We start from the raw sequence: 15,708 nt of genomic DNA on the forward strand, positions 1-15,708 counted from the left end.
GGAGCGATGAGGATTACATCGCCCGCTTCAGCGCCAGCGGAGCCACCAGCACTTTCACGCCTAAGGCTTCAAACGCCTTAACCTGCGCGGTGCTGATGCCGCTGTCGGTGATCAGGTAGTGGATGTTGCTCCAGTCACAGGGCAGCGCGAACATCGAAACTTTGTCGATTTTACTGGAGTCCGCCACCACATAAACCGTGCTGGCAGATTTGATCATCGCCATTTTCACCTTGATGTCGGTTTCGCTGGGGAAACTCAGGCCCAGACGCGGTGAGATGCAGGCGGTGGCCAGGAAAAGTTTTTCGGCCAGCACGTTTTCGAAAAAGCTGGCCGCTTTCTCGCCAGAGGTGGAGAGCGTCGGAAACTTAAAGGTGCCGCCGGTCAGCAGGATGTTGATCCCCGGCTCGCCGCCCAGTTTCAGGGCGATATTCACCGCGGTGGTCACCACGGACAGACGACGGATGTGGCTGATGGCCTCGGTAATCGCAGTCGTGGTGGTGCCGGAATCGAAAATCACCGTGTCGCCATTTTCGATATGCTGCGCCGCCAGGCGGCCAATCGCCTCTTTCTCTTCCAGATGGGTCTGCCGCTCCAGCAGCATTGCCCCGGTATTCTGCTTACCCGTCATCAGCGTCGCGCCACCGTGGTAGCGCTGCACAAAGCCCTGTTTTTGCAGCATACGCAGGTCACTGCGCAATGTGGCCTCGGTCAGTCCAAAGGTCTCGGTCAGCGCTTTGACCGTGACCGTTCCATCCTCACGGATCATCTCCAGAATTTTCTCGCGGCGTTGCTGCATGTCAGCGAACTGCTCACTTTTGCTTTTCAATCGAAATGCTCCCTTTTCCAGTAACCTGATGGTTCGGGCGAACAAGGTCTCTGTGGCTGAGTTTAACGCGCCATTTTTATGAATGCGAGATAGCCTGACGGGTCGATCGTTTTCGAACGAAAGTGATTGATATGCAGGCTATTGAATCTCACCGCGTTTCACGGCTGGAGTCAGCAACCTTTATTTCGGGACTGGAAGCCAGATCACGTCTTTTCAATCAGATAAACGGCTTTGAACGGGAGATGGTCGAAATTTGATCTGCTCCACATATCATTTCTTTTCGATAGCTTATATTTTTGTTCGAAAATGATTGAATCATGGGCATCAGCGAAAATCTGAGGGGAAGAGTGGGATGAGTGGTGAATATGACGTAAACCTGCGCTACGGCGTGGATACCGCACTGAATCTGGCCGGTAAAGTGGCGGTGGTGACGGGCGGACTGGGCGGCATTGCGATGGCCACCAATGGCATGCTGCTGGAGAAGGGCGCGCGTCTGGCGCTGCTCTACCCGCCGTTTGAAGCGGAGAAAGTTGCCAGCCTGCAGGCGGATTTCGCGGCTGACCGGGTGCAGTTTGTCTGCTGTGACGTCACCGATCCCGCCTCGGTGGACGCGGCGTTTGACGCGGTAGTGTCCCACTATGGCCGGATTGACATCCTGGTGAACTGCGCAGGCTACGTGATGCTGCAGCCGGTGATCGAGACCGATTTTGCCGAGTGGCAAAAGCAGATTGCGGTGAATCTCACCGGACCGTTTCTCTGCTCACAGGCGGCGGCACGGCTGATGATCCGTGCCGGTGCGGGCGGCAAAATTATTAATATCGCCTCTCAGGCGGCCTCCATCGCTATCGATAACCATGTCGCCTATACCTCAGCCAAAGCGGGCCTGCTGGGCATGACCAAAGTGATGGCCAAAGAGTTTGCCCCGCATCGCATCAACGTGAATACCCTGTCGCCCACCGTGGTGCTGACCCCGATGGGTGAGAAAGCCTGGCGCGGCGAGAAAGGCGAGCAGATGAAAAAGCTGATTCCGCTCGGTCGCTTTGCCTATACCGACGAGATTGCCGCCGCCGTGCTGTTCTTCGCCAGCAACGGCAGCGACATGATCACCGGCGCGGATTTGATGATCGATGGTGGCTTCACCATCTGGTAAAGCTAAGTCAACACCCGGGACTTCATACCCTGCCATAACGATAAGAGAGAACATCATGAAAAACCGTACCCTGCTGTGTACTGCCGTGGCTGCCTGTCTGGCTTCGCAGGCGGCTTTTGCCGCCGAAAAAGGCACCATTATGATTCTGGTTAACTCACTCGATAATCCCTACTACGCCTCGGAAGCGAAAGGCGCCAACCTTAAAGCGCAGGAGCTGGGGTACAAAACCACGGTGCTGTCGCACGGCGAAGATGTGAAGAAGCAGAGCGAATTGATTGACGCTGCTATCGGTAAGAAAGTGCAGGGTATCGTGCTGGATAACGCCGACTCTACCGCCAGCGTGGCGGCGATTAAAAAAGCCAAAGATGCCGGGATTCCGGTGGTGCTGATCAACCGCGAAATTCCGGTGGATGACGTGGCACTGGCGCAGATCACCCACAACAACTTCCAGGCCGGTTCAGATGTGGCCAACGTCTTTGTCGAGAAGATGGGTGAAAAGGGCAAATACGCTGAGCTGGCCTGTAACCTGGCAGACAACAACTGCGTCACCCGTTCTAAATCGTTCCATCAGGTGCTGGATCAGTATCCCGACATGCAGAGCGTAGCGCGTCAGGATGCCAAAGGGACGCTGATCGACGGCAAGCGCATTATGGACAGCATCCTGCAGGCGCACCCGGATGTGAAAGGGGTGATCTGCGGTAACGGCCCGGTGGCGCTGGGTGCCATTGCGGCACTTAAGGCGGCCGGTCGCAACGATGTGATTGTGGTGGGGATTGATGGCAGCAACGACGAACGTGATGCGGTGAAAGCAGGCACGCTGAAAGCCACGGTGATGCTGCAGGCGCAGGCGATTGCCGCCGAAGGGGTGACCGATCTCGATAATTTCATTCAGAAGGGCGTGAAACCGGAGAAACAGCGTGTGATGTTCCGCGGCATTCTGATTACCCCGGAAAACGCCAAAGGCGTCCAGGACTTTAACTACAAGTCGTAATTAACCGCTGCCGCGCCTGCGAAAGCGGGCGCCAGGGAGAAGAAGATGTCCCGAAGAGTCTGGCTGACGCTGGTTGTCATGCTGTTAAGCGGCTGCCGCATTGTGTCGCAGCAGGAACTGGCTGATCTGAAGAATCCCCCTAACCCCAAAATGGCAAACATCGACCAGCTCTGGCAGCAGAAGCTGGTGCCGCAGGTTCAGGCCGAAGCGAAACCCCTGGCGACGCTGATGACGTCGTTGCAGTCTGCCAAAGATTTTGACAGCGCCTGTCAGACCTACGGCTACCGCAGTCAGGCTGAGAACCCCTGTGTCTTCAGCGTCTCTGTTCGCGGCGATGTCACCGCCGTGAATACCACTTCACGCAGCGGAAAGATGACGGTGAAGGATGAATCAGGTGACAGTGTCACTATTCAGGTCGGGCCGATCATTCGCGGCACCGCGCTGCGGGATGTCTACCGGGGGGCGAGCTATCAGGACTTCAATGACCAGGTGCTGTTTGGTGATTATGGCAAAGCCATCAATCAGCACGCCTCCACGCTGATGCAGCAGTTTGCGCCGAAGGTGGGGGATAAAGTCATGGTGACGGGCGTGTTCAGCAGCTGGGACATTCCGCAACAGCTGCCGGATATTACTCCGGCTGCCATCACCCGGCAATAAGGAGCGGCTGATGCAAAATTCTCAAGGTCAACCGTCCGGCGACGTGATCATCGAAACGCGTAACGTGTCGCGTCTTTATCCCGGCGTGACCGCGCTCGATCAGGTCAGCTATCGGGTTTATCGCAACAAAGTCAATGTCCTGATCGGGGAGAACGGTGCCGGTAAGTCCACCATGATGAAGATGCTGGCCGGGGTGGAAACGCCGTCGTCGGGCGAGATTCTGCTGGATGGCAGGGCGGTGTCGCTGAACTCAACGCATCAGGCGGAGAAACAGGGGATCAGCATTATTTTTCAGGAGCTGAATCTGTTTCCCAACATGAACGTGATGGACAACATTTTTATCGCCAACGAGTTTTTCCAGCGCGGCGTCATCAATGAAAAGTATCAGTATGCGCTGGCGAAGTCGCTGCTGGAGCGGCTTCAGCTGGATGTCGACCCCTATGCGCCGCTCGGCGAGCTGGGTATCGGTCATCAGCAGCTTGTGGAGATTGCCCGTGCGCTGTCGAAAGACACCCGGGTGTTGATCATGGATGAACCGACCAGTGCCCTGAGCCAGTCGGAAGTGAAAGTGCTTTTCAGCGTTATCGACCAGCTTAAGCGGCGCGGTGTCACCATCATCTACATTTCTCACCGGCTGGAAGAGCTGATGGAAATCGGCGATCACATCACCATTTTTCGTGATGGCCGTTTCATCAGCGAGCGCGAGGTGCGCGACGCCAGCGTGCCGTGGATTATTGCTCAGATGGTGGGCGACAAGAAGAAACAGTTCGACTATCAGCCTGCGCCACAAGGGGAAACAGTGCTGGAGGTCGAAGGGCTGACCGCGCTGCATCAGAACGGCGGCTACAAGCTTAATGATGTCAGTTTCACCCTGCGCAAAGGTGAGGTGATCGGCATTTATGGCCTGCTGGGGGCCGGGCGCACGGAGCTGTTCAAGGGACTGATTGGGCTGATGCCCTGTCAGTCGGGCCGGGTCCGGCTGGCGGGCAGGGATCTGGCGAAGCGCAGCTTCCAGCAGCGGCTGAAAAGTGGCATCGCGCTGGTTCCCGAAGATCGCAAAGGCGAAGGGGTGATTGAACTGATGTCGATTACGGCCAACATGACGCTCTCTGACTTCAGCCTGCGCGGTTTTCGACGGGCGCTCGGGCTGCTGAATCCGGGCCGGGAGCAGCAGCGGGTCAATGAGATGATCGGCCATCTGGCGATCAAAGTCAGCGATGCTGACCTGCCGGTTACGGCGCTCAGTGGCGGTAATCAGCAGAAGGTGGTGCTGGGCAAAGCGCTGATGACCGGGCCGCAGGTGGTGCTGCTGGATGAGCCGACGCGCGGCATCGATGTGGGTGCCAAAACCGATGTCTATCACCTGATTGGCAGTCTGGCACAGCAGGGGCTGGCAGTGATGTTCTCGTCATCCGAACTGGATGAGGTGATGGCCCTGGCGGACCGCATTTTAGTGATGGCCGATGGCCGGATAACGGCCGATCTGCCGCGTGCAGCGGTGACGCGGGAGCAACTGATCGCGGCTTCAACCCCGCAGGATTAAGAGCCTATCCCAGGCCATTTTATTTGTCAGTCTGAACCGGGGCAGTGTTCACACAGGCGGCTTTAGCAACCTGAACGCCCGTCAGGGCGGCCCTGAAGGGGCGAGCACAGCGAGTCATCCTCACGTACTGCGTGTACGTTCGGTTGTTTCGCGCTGTCCGTGTCCAGACTGCCTGCAACAATAACGCCTGTTGGGCCAGGCGCTACGCTGGCCGGAGAATGTCATGAACCAAAAATATCTGCTCTATATGTACCTGCTTAAAGCACGCACCTTTATTGCACTGCTGATTGTGGTCGGCTTTTTCAGCGTGATGGTGCCGAACTTTCTTACCCCCTCGAACCTGCTGATCATGACGCAGCACGTGGCGATCACCGGGCTGCTGGCGATTGGCATGACGCTGGTGATCCTCACCGGCGGTATCGATCTCTCGGTGGGCGCGGTCGCCGGGATCTGCGGCATGGTGGCGGGCGCACTGCTGACCAGTGGCATCCCGTTGTGGGGCGGCAATACGCTGTTTCTCAACGTGCCGGAAGTGATTCTGGTGGTAGCGATCTTTGGCGTGCTGGTGGGGCTGATTAACGGCACGGTGATCACCCGGCTGGGCGTGGCTCCTTTTATCTGCACCCTTGGCATGATGTATGTAGCGCGCGGTGCGGCATTACTGTTCAACGATGGCGGCACCTACGCCAATCTGGTCGGGATGCCCGCGCTGGGCAACACCGGGTTTGCCCTGCTGGGTTCCGGCACGGTGCTCGGCGTTTATCTGCCGATCTGGCTGATGCTCGGCTTCTTACTGCTCGGTCTCTACCTGACGCGCAAAACCCCGCTGGGGCGTTACATTTACGCCATTGGCGGCAATGAGTCCGCCGCACGGCTGGCAGGTGTGCCGATCATCAAAGTGAAAATCTTTGTTTATGCCTTTTCCGGCCTGTGTGCGGGTCTGGTCGGTCTGGTGGTGGCGTCGCAGTTGCAGACCGCGCATCCCATGACCGGCAACATGTTTGAGATGGACGCCATTGGGGCCACCGTGCTGGGCGGCACGGCGCTGGCGGGCGGGCGTGGGCGGGTGTCCGGCTCGATCATTGGCGCGTTCGTTATCGTCTTCCTGGCCGATGGCATGGTGATGATGGGCGTCAGCGATTTCTGGCAGATGGTGATTAAGGGTCTGGTGATTGTCACGGCGGTGGTCATCGACCAGTTCCAGCAACGTCTGCAAAGCAAAGTGGTGCTGCTGCGTCGCCATGAAAAAAAGCAGCAGACCGTCCCTCTCACTGATGTTCGTCACAGTTAACAGGAGCGATTATGAGCCGCGAACAACGTGGAAAAACAGTGGTGATTACCGGTGCCTGTCGCGGTATCGGTGCCGGCATCGCGGCGCGTTTCGCCCGCGACGGGGCCAGGCTGGTGATGGTGTCAAATGCTGACCGGGTCTTTGCCACCGCCGACCAGCTTCAGCAGCAGTACGGCAGTGAGATTCTGGCGCTGCAGGTCGACGTGACGGATGAAGCCGCAGTACAAAAGCTCTATCAGCAGGCCTTTGAACGCTTTGGTCAGATTGACGTCTCGATTCAGAATGCAGGCGTGATCACCATCGACCGCTTCGACACCATGCCGAAAAGCGACTTTGAGCGGATTCTGGCCGTGAACACCACCGCCGTCTGGCTGTGCTGTCGGGAAGCCGCGAAGTATATGGTGCAGCAGGGCAGCGGCAGCCTGATTAACACCTCATCGGGGCAGGGGCGGCAGGGCTTTATCTACACGCCGCACTATGCCGCCAGCAAAATGGGGGTGATTGGTATTACCCAGAGTCTGGCACTGGAGCTGGCTCCGTGGAACATTACGGTCAACGCCTTCTGTCCCGGCATCATTGAGAGTGAGATGTGGGATTACAACGATCGCGTCTGGGGCGAAATCCTCAGTAGCGAGGCGAAAACGTACGGCAAAGGCGAGCTGATGGCGGAGTGGGTGAAAAACATTCCGCTGAAACGTGCCGGTCAGCCGCAGGATGTCGCCGGGCTGGTGGCGTTTCTGGCGTCAGACGATGCGCGCTATATCACCGGACAGACCATTAATGTGGACGGCGGTTTAATCTTCTCCTGATAACGCCCGCGATCGTCCGGGCCTGCTGTGTAGCAGGCCTTTTTTTGTGCCAGACTTTTCTGGTATATGCACAATTTGCCGCTGTTGTCCTGCATCGCCGTCACAATATGTTAAGGTAACGGTCAATGAATTTGACTTTAATCGCAGCGACAAATTAATCAATGTGCCGGGTGACATGATAAGGACTACAGGGGTTCTCTCTTTGATTGCGCTGTCGCTGACTGCCATGCAGAGCGCCCGCGCGTTCCAGACTGAAACGGCCGTGTCAGAGACGCCATTCGACAATCCTGCGCGCTACACGGCGTCACTGCCGACGCTCGGCAGCGTCAGCGATCAGGATGAAGCGTGGAGTAAAAAGCTGGCGGCCGTGGCGAAAAGCATCGGTGAAGCGAGTAATAACAGCGACAGCAATGTGACATTTGGTCAGCAGGCGGGCGTCTGGGCGTTCAATCATCTGCGCGATGAAGTGGCCGATCGGGTCGAGAGCGAAGGGCAGTCACTGCTTTCCCCCTACGGCACTGCGCAGCTCGATCTGAACGTCGACATGGACGGAAACTTCACCGGCACGGGTGGCGATCTCTTCAGCGCACTGGCCGACGAGAACAGCCTGCTCACCTTCAGCCAGCTTGGCCTGCATGAAACGGATGATGGCCTGGTCGGCAATGCGGGACTGGGACAGCGCTGGGACGCCGGTGACTGGCTGCTGGGCTACAACGGCTTTGTCGATCGCGTCTTCAGCAGCGGCCTGCAGCGTGCCTCGGTGGGCACTGAAGCCTGGAGCGATTCGATGCGTTTCTCGGCCAACTACTATGAGCCGCTTTCCGGCTGGAAAAACCTTGGCCATTCACAACAGCAGCGCATGGCGCGCGGCTATGACATCACCAGTCAGAGCTATCTGCCTTTTTATCGTCAGCTGGGCGTTTCACTGAGCTATCAGCACTATCTGGGTGACAATGTCGACCTGTTTAACAGCGGCAACCGGTATCACAATCCCTCTGCCATGTCATTTGGTCTCTCTTATACGCCAGTACCCCTGGTGACGTTATCCGCCACCCACAAAACCAGCAGTGCCGGTGAAAGCCAGGATCAGCTGGGGCTAAAACTCAATTACCGTTTTGGTGTGGCGCTGAGCCGTCAGCTTGATGCCGGTAACGTTGCGGAAGCACGCTCCCTGCGCGGCAGCCGCTACGATACCGTGACCCGCAGCGATACGCCGGTGCTCTCATTCCGCCAGCGCAAAACCCTGTCGGTGTTCCTGGCAACCCCGCCCTGGCAGTTGCGCAGCGGTGAGAGCCTGCCGCTGAAGCTGCAGATACGCGCCAGCAATGCGATCAAAGCCGTGAGCTGGCAGGGTGACACGCAGGCGCTGAGCCTGACGCCACCGGCTAATAACGCCGATCCTCAGGGCTGGAGTGTGATCTTACCGCAGTGGGATCCGTCGCCAGACGCCAGCAACGAATATCGGCTGTCGGTAACGCTGGAGGACAGCAGGCAACAGCGCGTCACCTCTAACTGGATCACGCTGAAAATTGAGCCGCCGATGGCCATGGATGCGCCTGTGCAGAACGATCGTTACGATTTGATGGCACCCACTGATACGGCGCTCTAGCGGGTAAATCTGCCCGCGTTGTAGGCAGTAGGTCCGCCCGGCTTCCTCACAGAATCGTGTTGATGACGGGCGGCAGTCACCCATGTGTGTCGATAGTAACATCATGTTGCAATCATCAGCCGCAACTATCGCAGCGATGCATAATGGCGGTCGACAAAATGCCGATAACAGAAGCAATTCCAACGTTTAACGGTCTTGCTCATGCGCCTGAATTTACTGAAATATCTCGTCCCTTCTTTTCTTCGTCAGCGTGGCGTACACGCTGCCGCGTCATTCCAGTCGCTGGGGCACGCCATGCCCGTTATTGAATTCACGCCAGAGGGCATTATTCAGAAAGCCAGCCCGCTGTTTCTGTCGGCAATGGGCTACCGGGCGGATGAAATCATTGGTCAGCATCACAGAATGTTCTGCCCGCCAGCGCTGGTGAACTCGCCGGAGTATCGACGCTTCTGGCAGCGTCTGGCGGCAGGCGAAAGTTTCAGTGACAAATATCTGCGGCTGGCCAGCGGCATGCGGCCAGTCTGGCTGGAGGCGAGCTATATTCCGGTGAAGGACCGGCGCGGACGGGTGTTCAAAATCGTTAAAATAGCCGCTGATATTTCAGAAAGAATGCAGTCATCACTGGAGCAGGCGTCGATCATCAATGCGATCAGCCGATCTATGGCGATGATCGCCTTTAGCCCTGACGGGCACGTGCTGGAAGCAAATGATAACTTTCTCAGGGCGACCGGGTATGAGGCTGCTGAGGTCATAGGGCAGCATCACCGGCTTTTCTGTTCGGATGAGCTCTCTCAGAGCGAGGAGTACCGGCAGTTCTGGGTCAGGCTGAATCAGGGCGAGTTCTTTTCGGGCCAGTTTCCCCGCCTCAACCGGCGTGGCGAACCTCTCTGGCTCAGGGCAACTTACAACCCGGTCTTCAACAGTGACGGCCAGCTCACTAAAATTGTTAAATTCGCCACCGACGTGACAGAGCAGGTGCTGCGTAATCAACAGGAATATGACGCGGCGTTAAATGCCTGGAACATGGCGGTTCAGACACGGGGAAGCGCCCAGGCGGGCGCGGATGTGATCGACAACAGCATCCGGATGATCAGCCAGATTGCTGAAGAGATGAGCGTCGTTTCGGCAGATGTTACGCGGCTTAACAGCCAGTCGGACAGCATTGATGGCATGGTTGAAACCATCCGACGCTTTGCGATGCAGACCCGGCTGATTGCACTGAATGCCGCCATTGAAGCGGCGCGGGCAGGCACCTCGGGCCGGAGCTTTGCCGTGGTGGCGGCCGAGGTCCGCAGCCTGGCGGCCAGCGTCAGTAGCGCGACTGAAGAGATTGAACGGGTGGTGGCGGGGAATAATCAACTGGCCAGAGACGTCCTGCGGGGCATTGAAACCTCGCTGGCGAACACCGGCGAGGGCGTGCTGCTGATGCGTGAAGCGGGGGCGGTGATTGCCAGCATTCAGAAAGATTCAGAGCGGGTGGAAAGCGCCGTCAGAGACGTTGCCCGGGCGGCACATGGGGAATAACCTCCCTGAACCGGCCGCATCATCAGGGCCGGTGAAGGCTGGCCCGGAAGAAAAATATTAACCAGGCCACGTGCGGCGTTTGTACAAACAGGGTACATGACAGTAGAGGGGCGACGGTTGTTGCGGGGATCTAAACCGCACCGTTCAGCCCGGTGGCCCAAAATCAGTTAACCAGTTTCGACACCACACGAACGGCTCTGGCGTAAACTTCTCTCTGTCCGTTTACTGACTGCGCTTCCTGTTGTTTCAGGAAAGCGATAATTTCCTGTATCCCAGCCGTCTTACCTGACTTTAGCAGGCTGGATACGGCATGTCCTACCACGGCATGGACATCATCCATATCTGCCGGTTTATCGGTGCCCAAAAGAAACTCCAGTGCAACAATTCTGCTGTAAAGCATCTGAACGGGTAACGCGCCGGTAATTCAGCCCGCCCGCACGTTTATCGAAAGCCAGCATCATGGCAGGGCCTTAAGCAGTTTTTCCCGCAGGGTAGCCACCTGGGTCGTCAGTTCGCCGAGCTCACTGCAGGCGGTATCCATCACTGAAATCATATCTGCCGGAACGCCAGCCGCAGTAACTTTAAGCTGGTGGCCCTGTTCTGTCAGGGAGACCACCACCCGGCGCTCATCCTTTCCGGTGTCACGCTGGCGACAGATCAGGCCTGCACTTTCCAGCCGCTTCAGAAGCTGACTGAGCGTGCCGGAGTCCAGACGGACACGTGCGCCAATCTCCGAGACGGTCAGACAATCTTTTTCCCACAATACCAGCAGTACCAGATATTGCGGATAGGTCAGCCCCAGCGGTTTCAGCCGCGACTGATAGAGTTTCGTCATGGCGAGGGAGGCGGAATAGAGCGCAAAGCAGAGAAACTGGTCGATGGTTTCAGGTGCTGCACTGGCCGGAGGCGTCTCAGTGCTCCCCGCAATTTCATCATTCATATCTTTACTCATTCTGAGTCCGGGGCAGGAGAGCCAGACCACCGGCGGCTTGCCAGCCTTGACGCCTTGCTAATGGTGTCCTGGGGAGAGGCTGACGGCGGCAGCTTCTCTGTAGGGGGTCAGACACCCAACCGTTAAGCGCTATCACGGCACGTGAAAAAGCCTTTGGCTGCGCCACCGGGTGAAAGGGGGTTCAGTATTGAGTCAAATTAAATTGAAGTCAACATAACCGGTTGCAGCCTCTGGCGCACAACGTGCGCCAGAGGCAACACAGCGACGATTTGCCGCAAATTTTCAGCGTTTAGCTCAGGGCTAAACGCTATCTGCGCAAAGATCGTGTTATCGGGTAATGACCGCGCAGCGCAGAAAATTATCCATGACCGCAATCATTCTTCCTACCGCCAGCAGGTCAGCGGCCAGCAACAGGTCACTGTGTACCAGTTTATCCATCAGGGCGCGGTTACTCATGTGCTCCTGAATCCGGCTGTAAAGCTGGGTCAGATGAATCCAGTTATTGGCGAAGGTATCCACACTCAGATACTCCCCTTCACTCAGCTGCTGCAGCAGAATGTCCACATCCTGTTTGAGTCCACCGATACGGCTGATCAGATCAGTCGTCCCGGCAGAACCGTTTCCGCCGGACAGGTTCATACGGTGAAGGTCCCGACCATGCCACGCAGGTCGCGTGCCTGCGCCAGCAGGGACTGTGAGGCCGTCGAGGACTCTTCCACCAGCGCAGCGTTATTCTGCGTGACGCCGTCCATCTGACTTACTGCAATGCTGACCTGTGAGATACCCTGCATCTGTTCACCGGAGGAGAGCGAAAGGTTGTCCATGGCATCGGCCAGCTCACCCACGCGGCTGACAATTTTCAGGATGCGTTCACCCGTTCCCGCCGCCACGGTGACACCTTCTCCGACCTGCGTTACCGCCTGCTCAATCAGCTGCTTGATGTCACGCGCCGCCGTCGCGCTGCGCTGGGCCAGCGAGCGGACTTCACCCGCGACCACGGCAAATCCGCGACCGTCTTCACCGGCACGTGCTGCTTCGACGGCGGCGTTAAGCGCCAGAATATTGGTCTGGAAAGCGATGCCTTCAATCACCGACGTAATGTCTCGCACCCGCACGGCACTCAGCGAAATGTCATGCATTGTTTCTGACAGGCGCTGAACATCCGCTTCACCCGCATTGGCCAGCGTGGCGGCCTCGCGTGCGGAATCTGCCGTCTGCTGCGCCCCCGCCGCATTGCTTTTTACTGTGGCAGTGAGCTGCTCCATGCTGGCTGCGGTTTCCTGCAGCGCTGCCGCCTGCTGCTCGGTACGGGATGACAGCTCACTGTTGCCCTGGGAAATCTCATCGGCTGCCAGCGCCACCGCAGCGGAAGCATCCTTAATTTGCGTCACCAGCCCGCGCAGATTGGTCTGCATATCACTTAACGAAGCAAGCAGGCTGGTGCTGTCGCCCCGGCGCAGCGTAACCGGCGAGGTGAGATCGCCAGCGGCAATGGCGGCAGCCAGCGCCTGGGCCTGAACCGGTTCGCCGCCCAGCTGTCGCATCAGCATACGCACAATAAACACGCAGGTGACGACCGCAGCCAGCACCGAGATGAGTGCCAGGATGATCAGTATCCAGGTGGTGCGGGCGATAGCGTTCCCCTTGTCCACCACCGTGTCCCGGCTGTTTCGCATTTCAAGCTCGGTCAGATCGTTGATGGCTTTGAGCAGACTCTGCTGCGCAGGGCGCGCCACGGTTAACAGATAGTCGGTGACCTCCTGCTGACGGTTTTCCAGCCCGAGTTTTCCGGCATTCATGAGTGTGGACAGCGCGGCCGCTTCGGAAGATTCAATTCTGCTCATCGCCTCCCGTCCATCCTGCCCGGTGTCGGTCTGCATCATGCGCGACAACGCTTCACGATTGCTGATGTAAAGCGCCCGCTGTTTTTGCAGGCGTTGCCATTCTGGCTGCATAGCGACAGGGTCGGTCATCAGGGCAAGGTTGCGTACCGCTATAGCCATATCCCGCACGCCGCCACGCATGTCCAGCACCGTCTGGTACTTTTTCAGCCGGACATTGACCACCTCGTCCATACTGTTACGGGCGCTGTTCAGCGCCTGAATCGCGGTGCCAGCACAAATAATAAACAGCAAAATCAGCAGGCCAAAACCTGCGCTAAGGCGCGTTGAAATTTTCATCTGTCGTCCGGAAGAGTTCGTTAGGTAATACGGTATCGGCAGCCGGGGAGGGTTCTGTAGGGTTGAACTTAACTAAATTGAGTGCTATTTAATTTTGTACAACGGAAGGCGGTCCTGCCGGAATCGGATCGGTGCGATTTCAGCGCCAGTCAAAAATAAAACAGCGTCATGCTCCTCACTTCGGCCACGCAAATTTCCACAACAGCTCTCTTAAGTTCGTGTGAGTTAATGGCCTGATAACTAAGACCTTAACTGACCTCCCGTGATGCGCCCTGATGTGCTGAACGTGGTCTCAGCAGCGCGGGTGCCGAACCTGTTGCAACCGGCGTAATGCACAAATTTAACCGCACGGGCCTGTTAATCTGGCCGCCGCTGCCGATAGAACACTCATCGATATCGATGACGCACCGGCACGCGTCGGTCAGAGCAGATCGTCTGTTTTGCTGACGCGAGGCGGCTGGGAACACGTGATTTCTATGAGCAGAAATAGCGGAGGGGTGATAATCATCGGCAGTTAAGCAGACAGGCTATGAGACATACACCCCGGTTTTTTTACTGATAATTACAACAACACTCTGACACTCTTCATCACCGGGAACTAACGCATGCGCCTGAAACTCTTCTGGCTCGCAGTGCTGAATATTGCGACCATCATTTTACTTGCCACGCTGTGGGAATTCGGGCTTGAGGCGCGGATTTCCAGCCTGCTGGGCCTGGGCTACGACTCTGGTTTTGAAACCAGTGAGCGGGTACGGTTTATCCTGACGTCCACCTCGTTTGCCAGCATAGCGATGATTATTCCGGCGCTGCTTATCGTGAATTTAATCCGCAAAATCCTGGCTGCGGAGAAAAATGCACTCAGGCTGGCCGGGACTGATGCGCTGACCGGGGTCATGAATCGCCGATCATTCAACGCACATCTTGCTGCGCTGAATGCCGGGGATGCCCCTTACACCCTGACGCTGCTCGACATCACTGATTTCAAAAGCATCAATGACATGAACGGGCATCGTCAGGGTGACGCCACGCTGATAGCGCTGTCCGGGCTCCTCACCACCTCGGCGGGCACACAGAGTAAGGTGTTTCGCATTGGCGGCGATGAGTTTGCTATCGTTACGCCGTCGTCCCAGGCTGAGCAGGCGCTGGCCGATGCGGAACGACTCTGTCAGTATGCGGCAGCCATCCGCACCGGCCCGCATACCTTTCTGAGCCTGTCTGCAGGCATTGCCAGTTCAGCCTGCACGGGGCAGGCCGACGTGGTGCGGGCGGCGGACCTGGCACTTTATGAAGCCAAGCAGGATAAGATTTCCCGTCTGGCGCGATTCTCGCCAGACATGGAGCTGCGGTTTCGCCAGCGGGAAAGGCTGGAGCAGGAGGTGGTCGCCGCCGTCAGCGGTCATGCCATCGTTCCCTTTCTTCAGCCGCTGGTGTCGCTGCGTACCGGGAATATTACCGGTTTTGAAATACTGGCACGCTGGATCACCGCGTCGGGTCAGACGGTTTCACCCGCAGAGTTTCTGCCGGTCGTGGAGCGGCTGGGGCTGATGGACAGCATGACCGTGGCGCTGCTGCAGGATGCGGTCAATGCCACACGGGCATGGCCTGCCGGGCTCTGCCTGTCGCTGAATATAACCCCGGAGCAGCTGCTGAGACCGTCGCTGACCGGCTGTTTGTCCCGCATTATGCAGAATGCCGGACCGGTGATGCTGGAACTGGAGATCACGGAACAGAATGTTATGGCCATCTCCGATGATGCCCGCGAAGCGATCCGACTGCTGAAAGAGGCGGGTATCGGCGTGGCGCTGGACGATTTCGGTACCGGCTATTCCAACCTCTCCGTATTGCTGGGGCTGGGAATTACTAAAATCAAAATTGATCAGACGTTTATCGCCGGTATCGTGACCGGATCAGAGCAGCGGAAAGTCGTGGAAACGCTGCTGGTGCTCTGTCAGGGACTGAATGTGGTGATCACGGCAGAGGGAATTGAGGATGTCGCCACGCTGAGGTGGCTCAGAAAACGCGGCTGTGATTACGGTCAGGGCTATCTCTTCAGTCGTCCGGTGCCTGCCGGGCAGGCAACCACGCTGCTGGCATCGGCTAACGCAGAGGCGCTGATGCAGGATGAAGCAGTGGCTGTTAACTTAGTCAGGGCGCTGGGCTGAGCTCAGGGCAGGAG

The 15,708-nt window shown here is 57.4% G+C and carries 14 protein-coding genes; 9 read left to right on the forward strand and 5 right to left on the reverse strand.

All coding sequences use genetic code 11. The annotated features are described in order from the left end of the window. Positions 1 to 13: 13 nt before the first annotated feature. Entirely contained in the window at positions 14 to 826 is an 813-nt protein-coding gene (locus tag N5J69_RS00095) for a DeoR/GlpR family DNA-binding transcription regulator (protein WP_279767236.1), read from the reverse strand. A 352-nt stretch (positions 827 to 1,178) separates the two neighbouring features. On the opposite strand from N5J69_RS00095, the gene N5J69_RS00100 reads away from it, so the two are divergent. The 8 genes from N5J69_RS00100 to N5J69_RS00135 all read left to right on the forward strand — a co-directional run bounded on the left by N5J69_RS00100 (position 1,179) and on the right by N5J69_RS00135 (position 10,400). After that, positions 1,179 to 1,976, forward strand: coding sequence for a GolD/DthD family dehydrogenase (locus N5J69_RS00100; protein WP_279767238.1), 798 nt, complete (start codon positions 1,179 to 1,181; stop codon positions 1,974 to 1,976). Positions 1,977 to 2,031: 55 nt separating this feature from the next. Continuing rightward, a complete protein-coding gene (locus N5J69_RS00105; protein WP_279767240.1) occupies positions 2,032 to 2,967 on the forward strand; it encodes a D-ribose ABC transporter substrate-binding protein in 936 nt (311 codons plus the stop codon). A gap of 45 nt (positions 2,968 to 3,012) precedes the next feature. Beyond that, entirely contained in the window at positions 3,013 to 3,624 is a 612-nt protein-coding gene (locus N5J69_RS00110) for a DUF2291 domain-containing protein (protein WP_279767241.1), read from the forward strand. Between the two features lie 10 nt (positions 3,625 to 3,634). After that, a complete protein-coding gene (locus N5J69_RS00115; protein WP_279767242.1) occupies positions 3,635 to 5,167 on the forward strand; it encodes a sugar ABC transporter ATP-binding protein in 1,533 nt (510 codons plus the stop codon). Between the two features lie 223 nt (positions 5,168 to 5,390). Continuing rightward, positions 5,391 to 6,458 (forward strand): ABC transporter permease, encoded by a 1,068-nt coding sequence (locus N5J69_RS00120; RefSeq protein ID WP_279767244.1) that lies wholly within the window; start codon positions 5,391 to 5,393, stop codon positions 6,456 to 6,458. 11 nt (positions 6,459 to 6,469) lie between these two features. Next, entirely contained in the window at positions 6,470 to 7,267 is a 798-nt protein-coding gene (locus tag N5J69_RS00125) for a glucose 1-dehydrogenase (RefSeq protein ID WP_279767246.1), read from the forward strand. 175 nt (positions 7,268 to 7,442) lie between these two features. Beyond that, positions 7,443 to 8,876 (forward strand): YchO/YchP family invasin, encoded by a 1,434-nt coding sequence (locus N5J69_RS00130; protein ID WP_279767248.1) that lies wholly within the window; start codon positions 7,443 to 7,445, stop codon positions 8,874 to 8,876. Between the two features lie 201 nt (positions 8,877 to 9,077). Then, a complete protein-coding gene (locus N5J69_RS00135; protein ID WP_279767250.1) occupies positions 9,078 to 10,400 on the forward strand; it encodes a PAS domain-containing methyl-accepting chemotaxis protein in 1,323 nt (440 codons plus the stop codon). 163 nt (positions 10,401 to 10,563) lie between these two features. Here the strand turns inward: N5J69_RS00135 and N5J69_RS00140 are convergent, their stop codons facing one another. The 4 genes from N5J69_RS00140 to N5J69_RS00155 all read right to left on the reverse strand — a co-directional run bounded on the left by N5J69_RS00140 (position 10,564) and on the right by N5J69_RS00155 (position 13,532). Then, on the reverse strand, positions 10,564 to 10,764 hold the full coding sequence (locus N5J69_RS00140) for a hypothetical protein (protein WP_279767251.1): 201 nt from the start codon (positions 10,762 to 10,764) through the stop codon (positions 10,564 to 10,566). A 93-nt stretch (positions 10,765 to 10,857) separates the two neighbouring features. Then, the gene (locus tag N5J69_RS00145) at positions 10,858 to 11,352 is read right to left on the reverse strand and encodes a MarR family transcriptional regulator (protein WP_279767253.1); all 495 of its coding nucleotides are present in this window, start codon (positions 11,350 to 11,352) and stop codon (positions 10,858 to 10,860) included. Between the two features lie 327 nt (positions 11,353 to 11,679). Further along, positions 11,680 to 11,991, reverse strand: a complete 312-nt coding sequence (locus N5J69_RS00150) for a hypothetical protein (RefSeq protein WP_279767255.1) — start codon at positions 11,989 to 11,991, stop codon at positions 11,680 to 11,682. Continuing rightward, positions 11,988 to 13,532 carry a methyl-accepting chemotaxis protein gene (locus tag N5J69_RS00155; protein ID WP_279767256.1) on the reverse strand — a complete coding sequence of 515 codons (1,545 nt, stop codon included), beginning with the start codon at positions 13,530 to 13,532 and terminating at the stop codon, positions 11,988 to 11,990. Before N5J69_RS00155 ends, N5J69_RS00150 begins: the two co-directional genes overlap by 4 nt. A gap of 605 nt (positions 13,533 to 14,137) precedes the next feature. Between N5J69_RS00155 and N5J69_RS00160 the strand changes: the two genes are divergently transcribed. Further along, positions 14,138 to 15,694, forward strand: coding sequence for a bifunctional diguanylate cyclase/phosphodiesterase (locus tag N5J69_RS00160; RefSeq protein WP_279767257.1), 1,557 nt, complete (start codon positions 14,138 to 14,140; stop codon positions 15,692 to 15,694). Positions 15,695 to 15,708: the final 14 nt, after the last annotated feature.

The sequence above is a fragment of the Pantoea sp. GD03673 genome (assembly GCF_029844725.1).
Classification (GTDB): domain Bacteria; phylum Pseudomonadota; class Gammaproteobacteria; order Enterobacterales; family Enterobacteriaceae; genus Pantoea.

Coding starts and splice junctions, on each gene's coding strand:
- N5J69_RS00100 (WP_279767238.1), top strand. CDS start 1,179: ATGAGTGGTGAATATGACGTAAACCTGCGCTACGGCGTGGATACCGCA.
- N5J69_RS00105 (WP_279767240.1), top strand. CDS start 2,032: ATGAAAAACCGTACCCTGCTGTGTACTGCCGTGGCTGCCTGTCTGGCT.
- N5J69_RS00110 (WP_279767241.1), top strand. CDS start 3,013: ATGTCCCGAAGAGTCTGGCTGACGCTGGTTGTCATGCTGTTAAGCGGC.
- N5J69_RS00115 (WP_279767242.1), top strand. CDS start 3,635: ATGCAAAATTCTCAAGGTCAACCGTCCGGCGACGTGATCATCGAAACG.
- N5J69_RS00120 (WP_279767244.1), top strand. CDS start 5,391: ATGAACCAAAAATATCTGCTCTATATGTACCTGCTTAAAGCACGCACC.
- N5J69_RS00125 (WP_279767246.1), top strand. CDS start 6,470: ATGAGCCGCGAACAACGTGGAAAAACAGTGGTGATTACCGGTGCCTGT.
- N5J69_RS00130 (WP_279767248.1), top strand. CDS start 7,443: ATGATAAGGACTACAGGGGTTCTCTCTTTGATTGCGCTGTCGCTGACT.
- N5J69_RS00135 (WP_279767250.1), top strand. CDS start 9,078: ATGCGCCTGAATTTACTGAAATATCTCGTCCCTTCTTTTCTTCGTCAG.
- N5J69_RS00145 (WP_279767253.1), bottom strand. CDS start 11,352: ATGAGTAAAGATATGAATGATGAAATTGCGGGGAGCACTGAGACGCCT.
- N5J69_RS00150 (WP_279767255.1), bottom strand. CDS start 11,991: ATGAACCTGTCCGGCGGAAACGGTTCTGCCGGGACGACTGATCTGATC.
- N5J69_RS00155 (WP_279767256.1), bottom strand. CDS start 13,532: ATGAAAATTTCAACGCGCCTTAGCGCAGGTTTTGGCCTGCTGATTTTG.
- N5J69_RS00160 (WP_279767257.1), top strand. CDS start 14,138: ATGCGCCTGAAACTCTTCTGGCTCGCAGTGCTGAATATTGCGACCATC.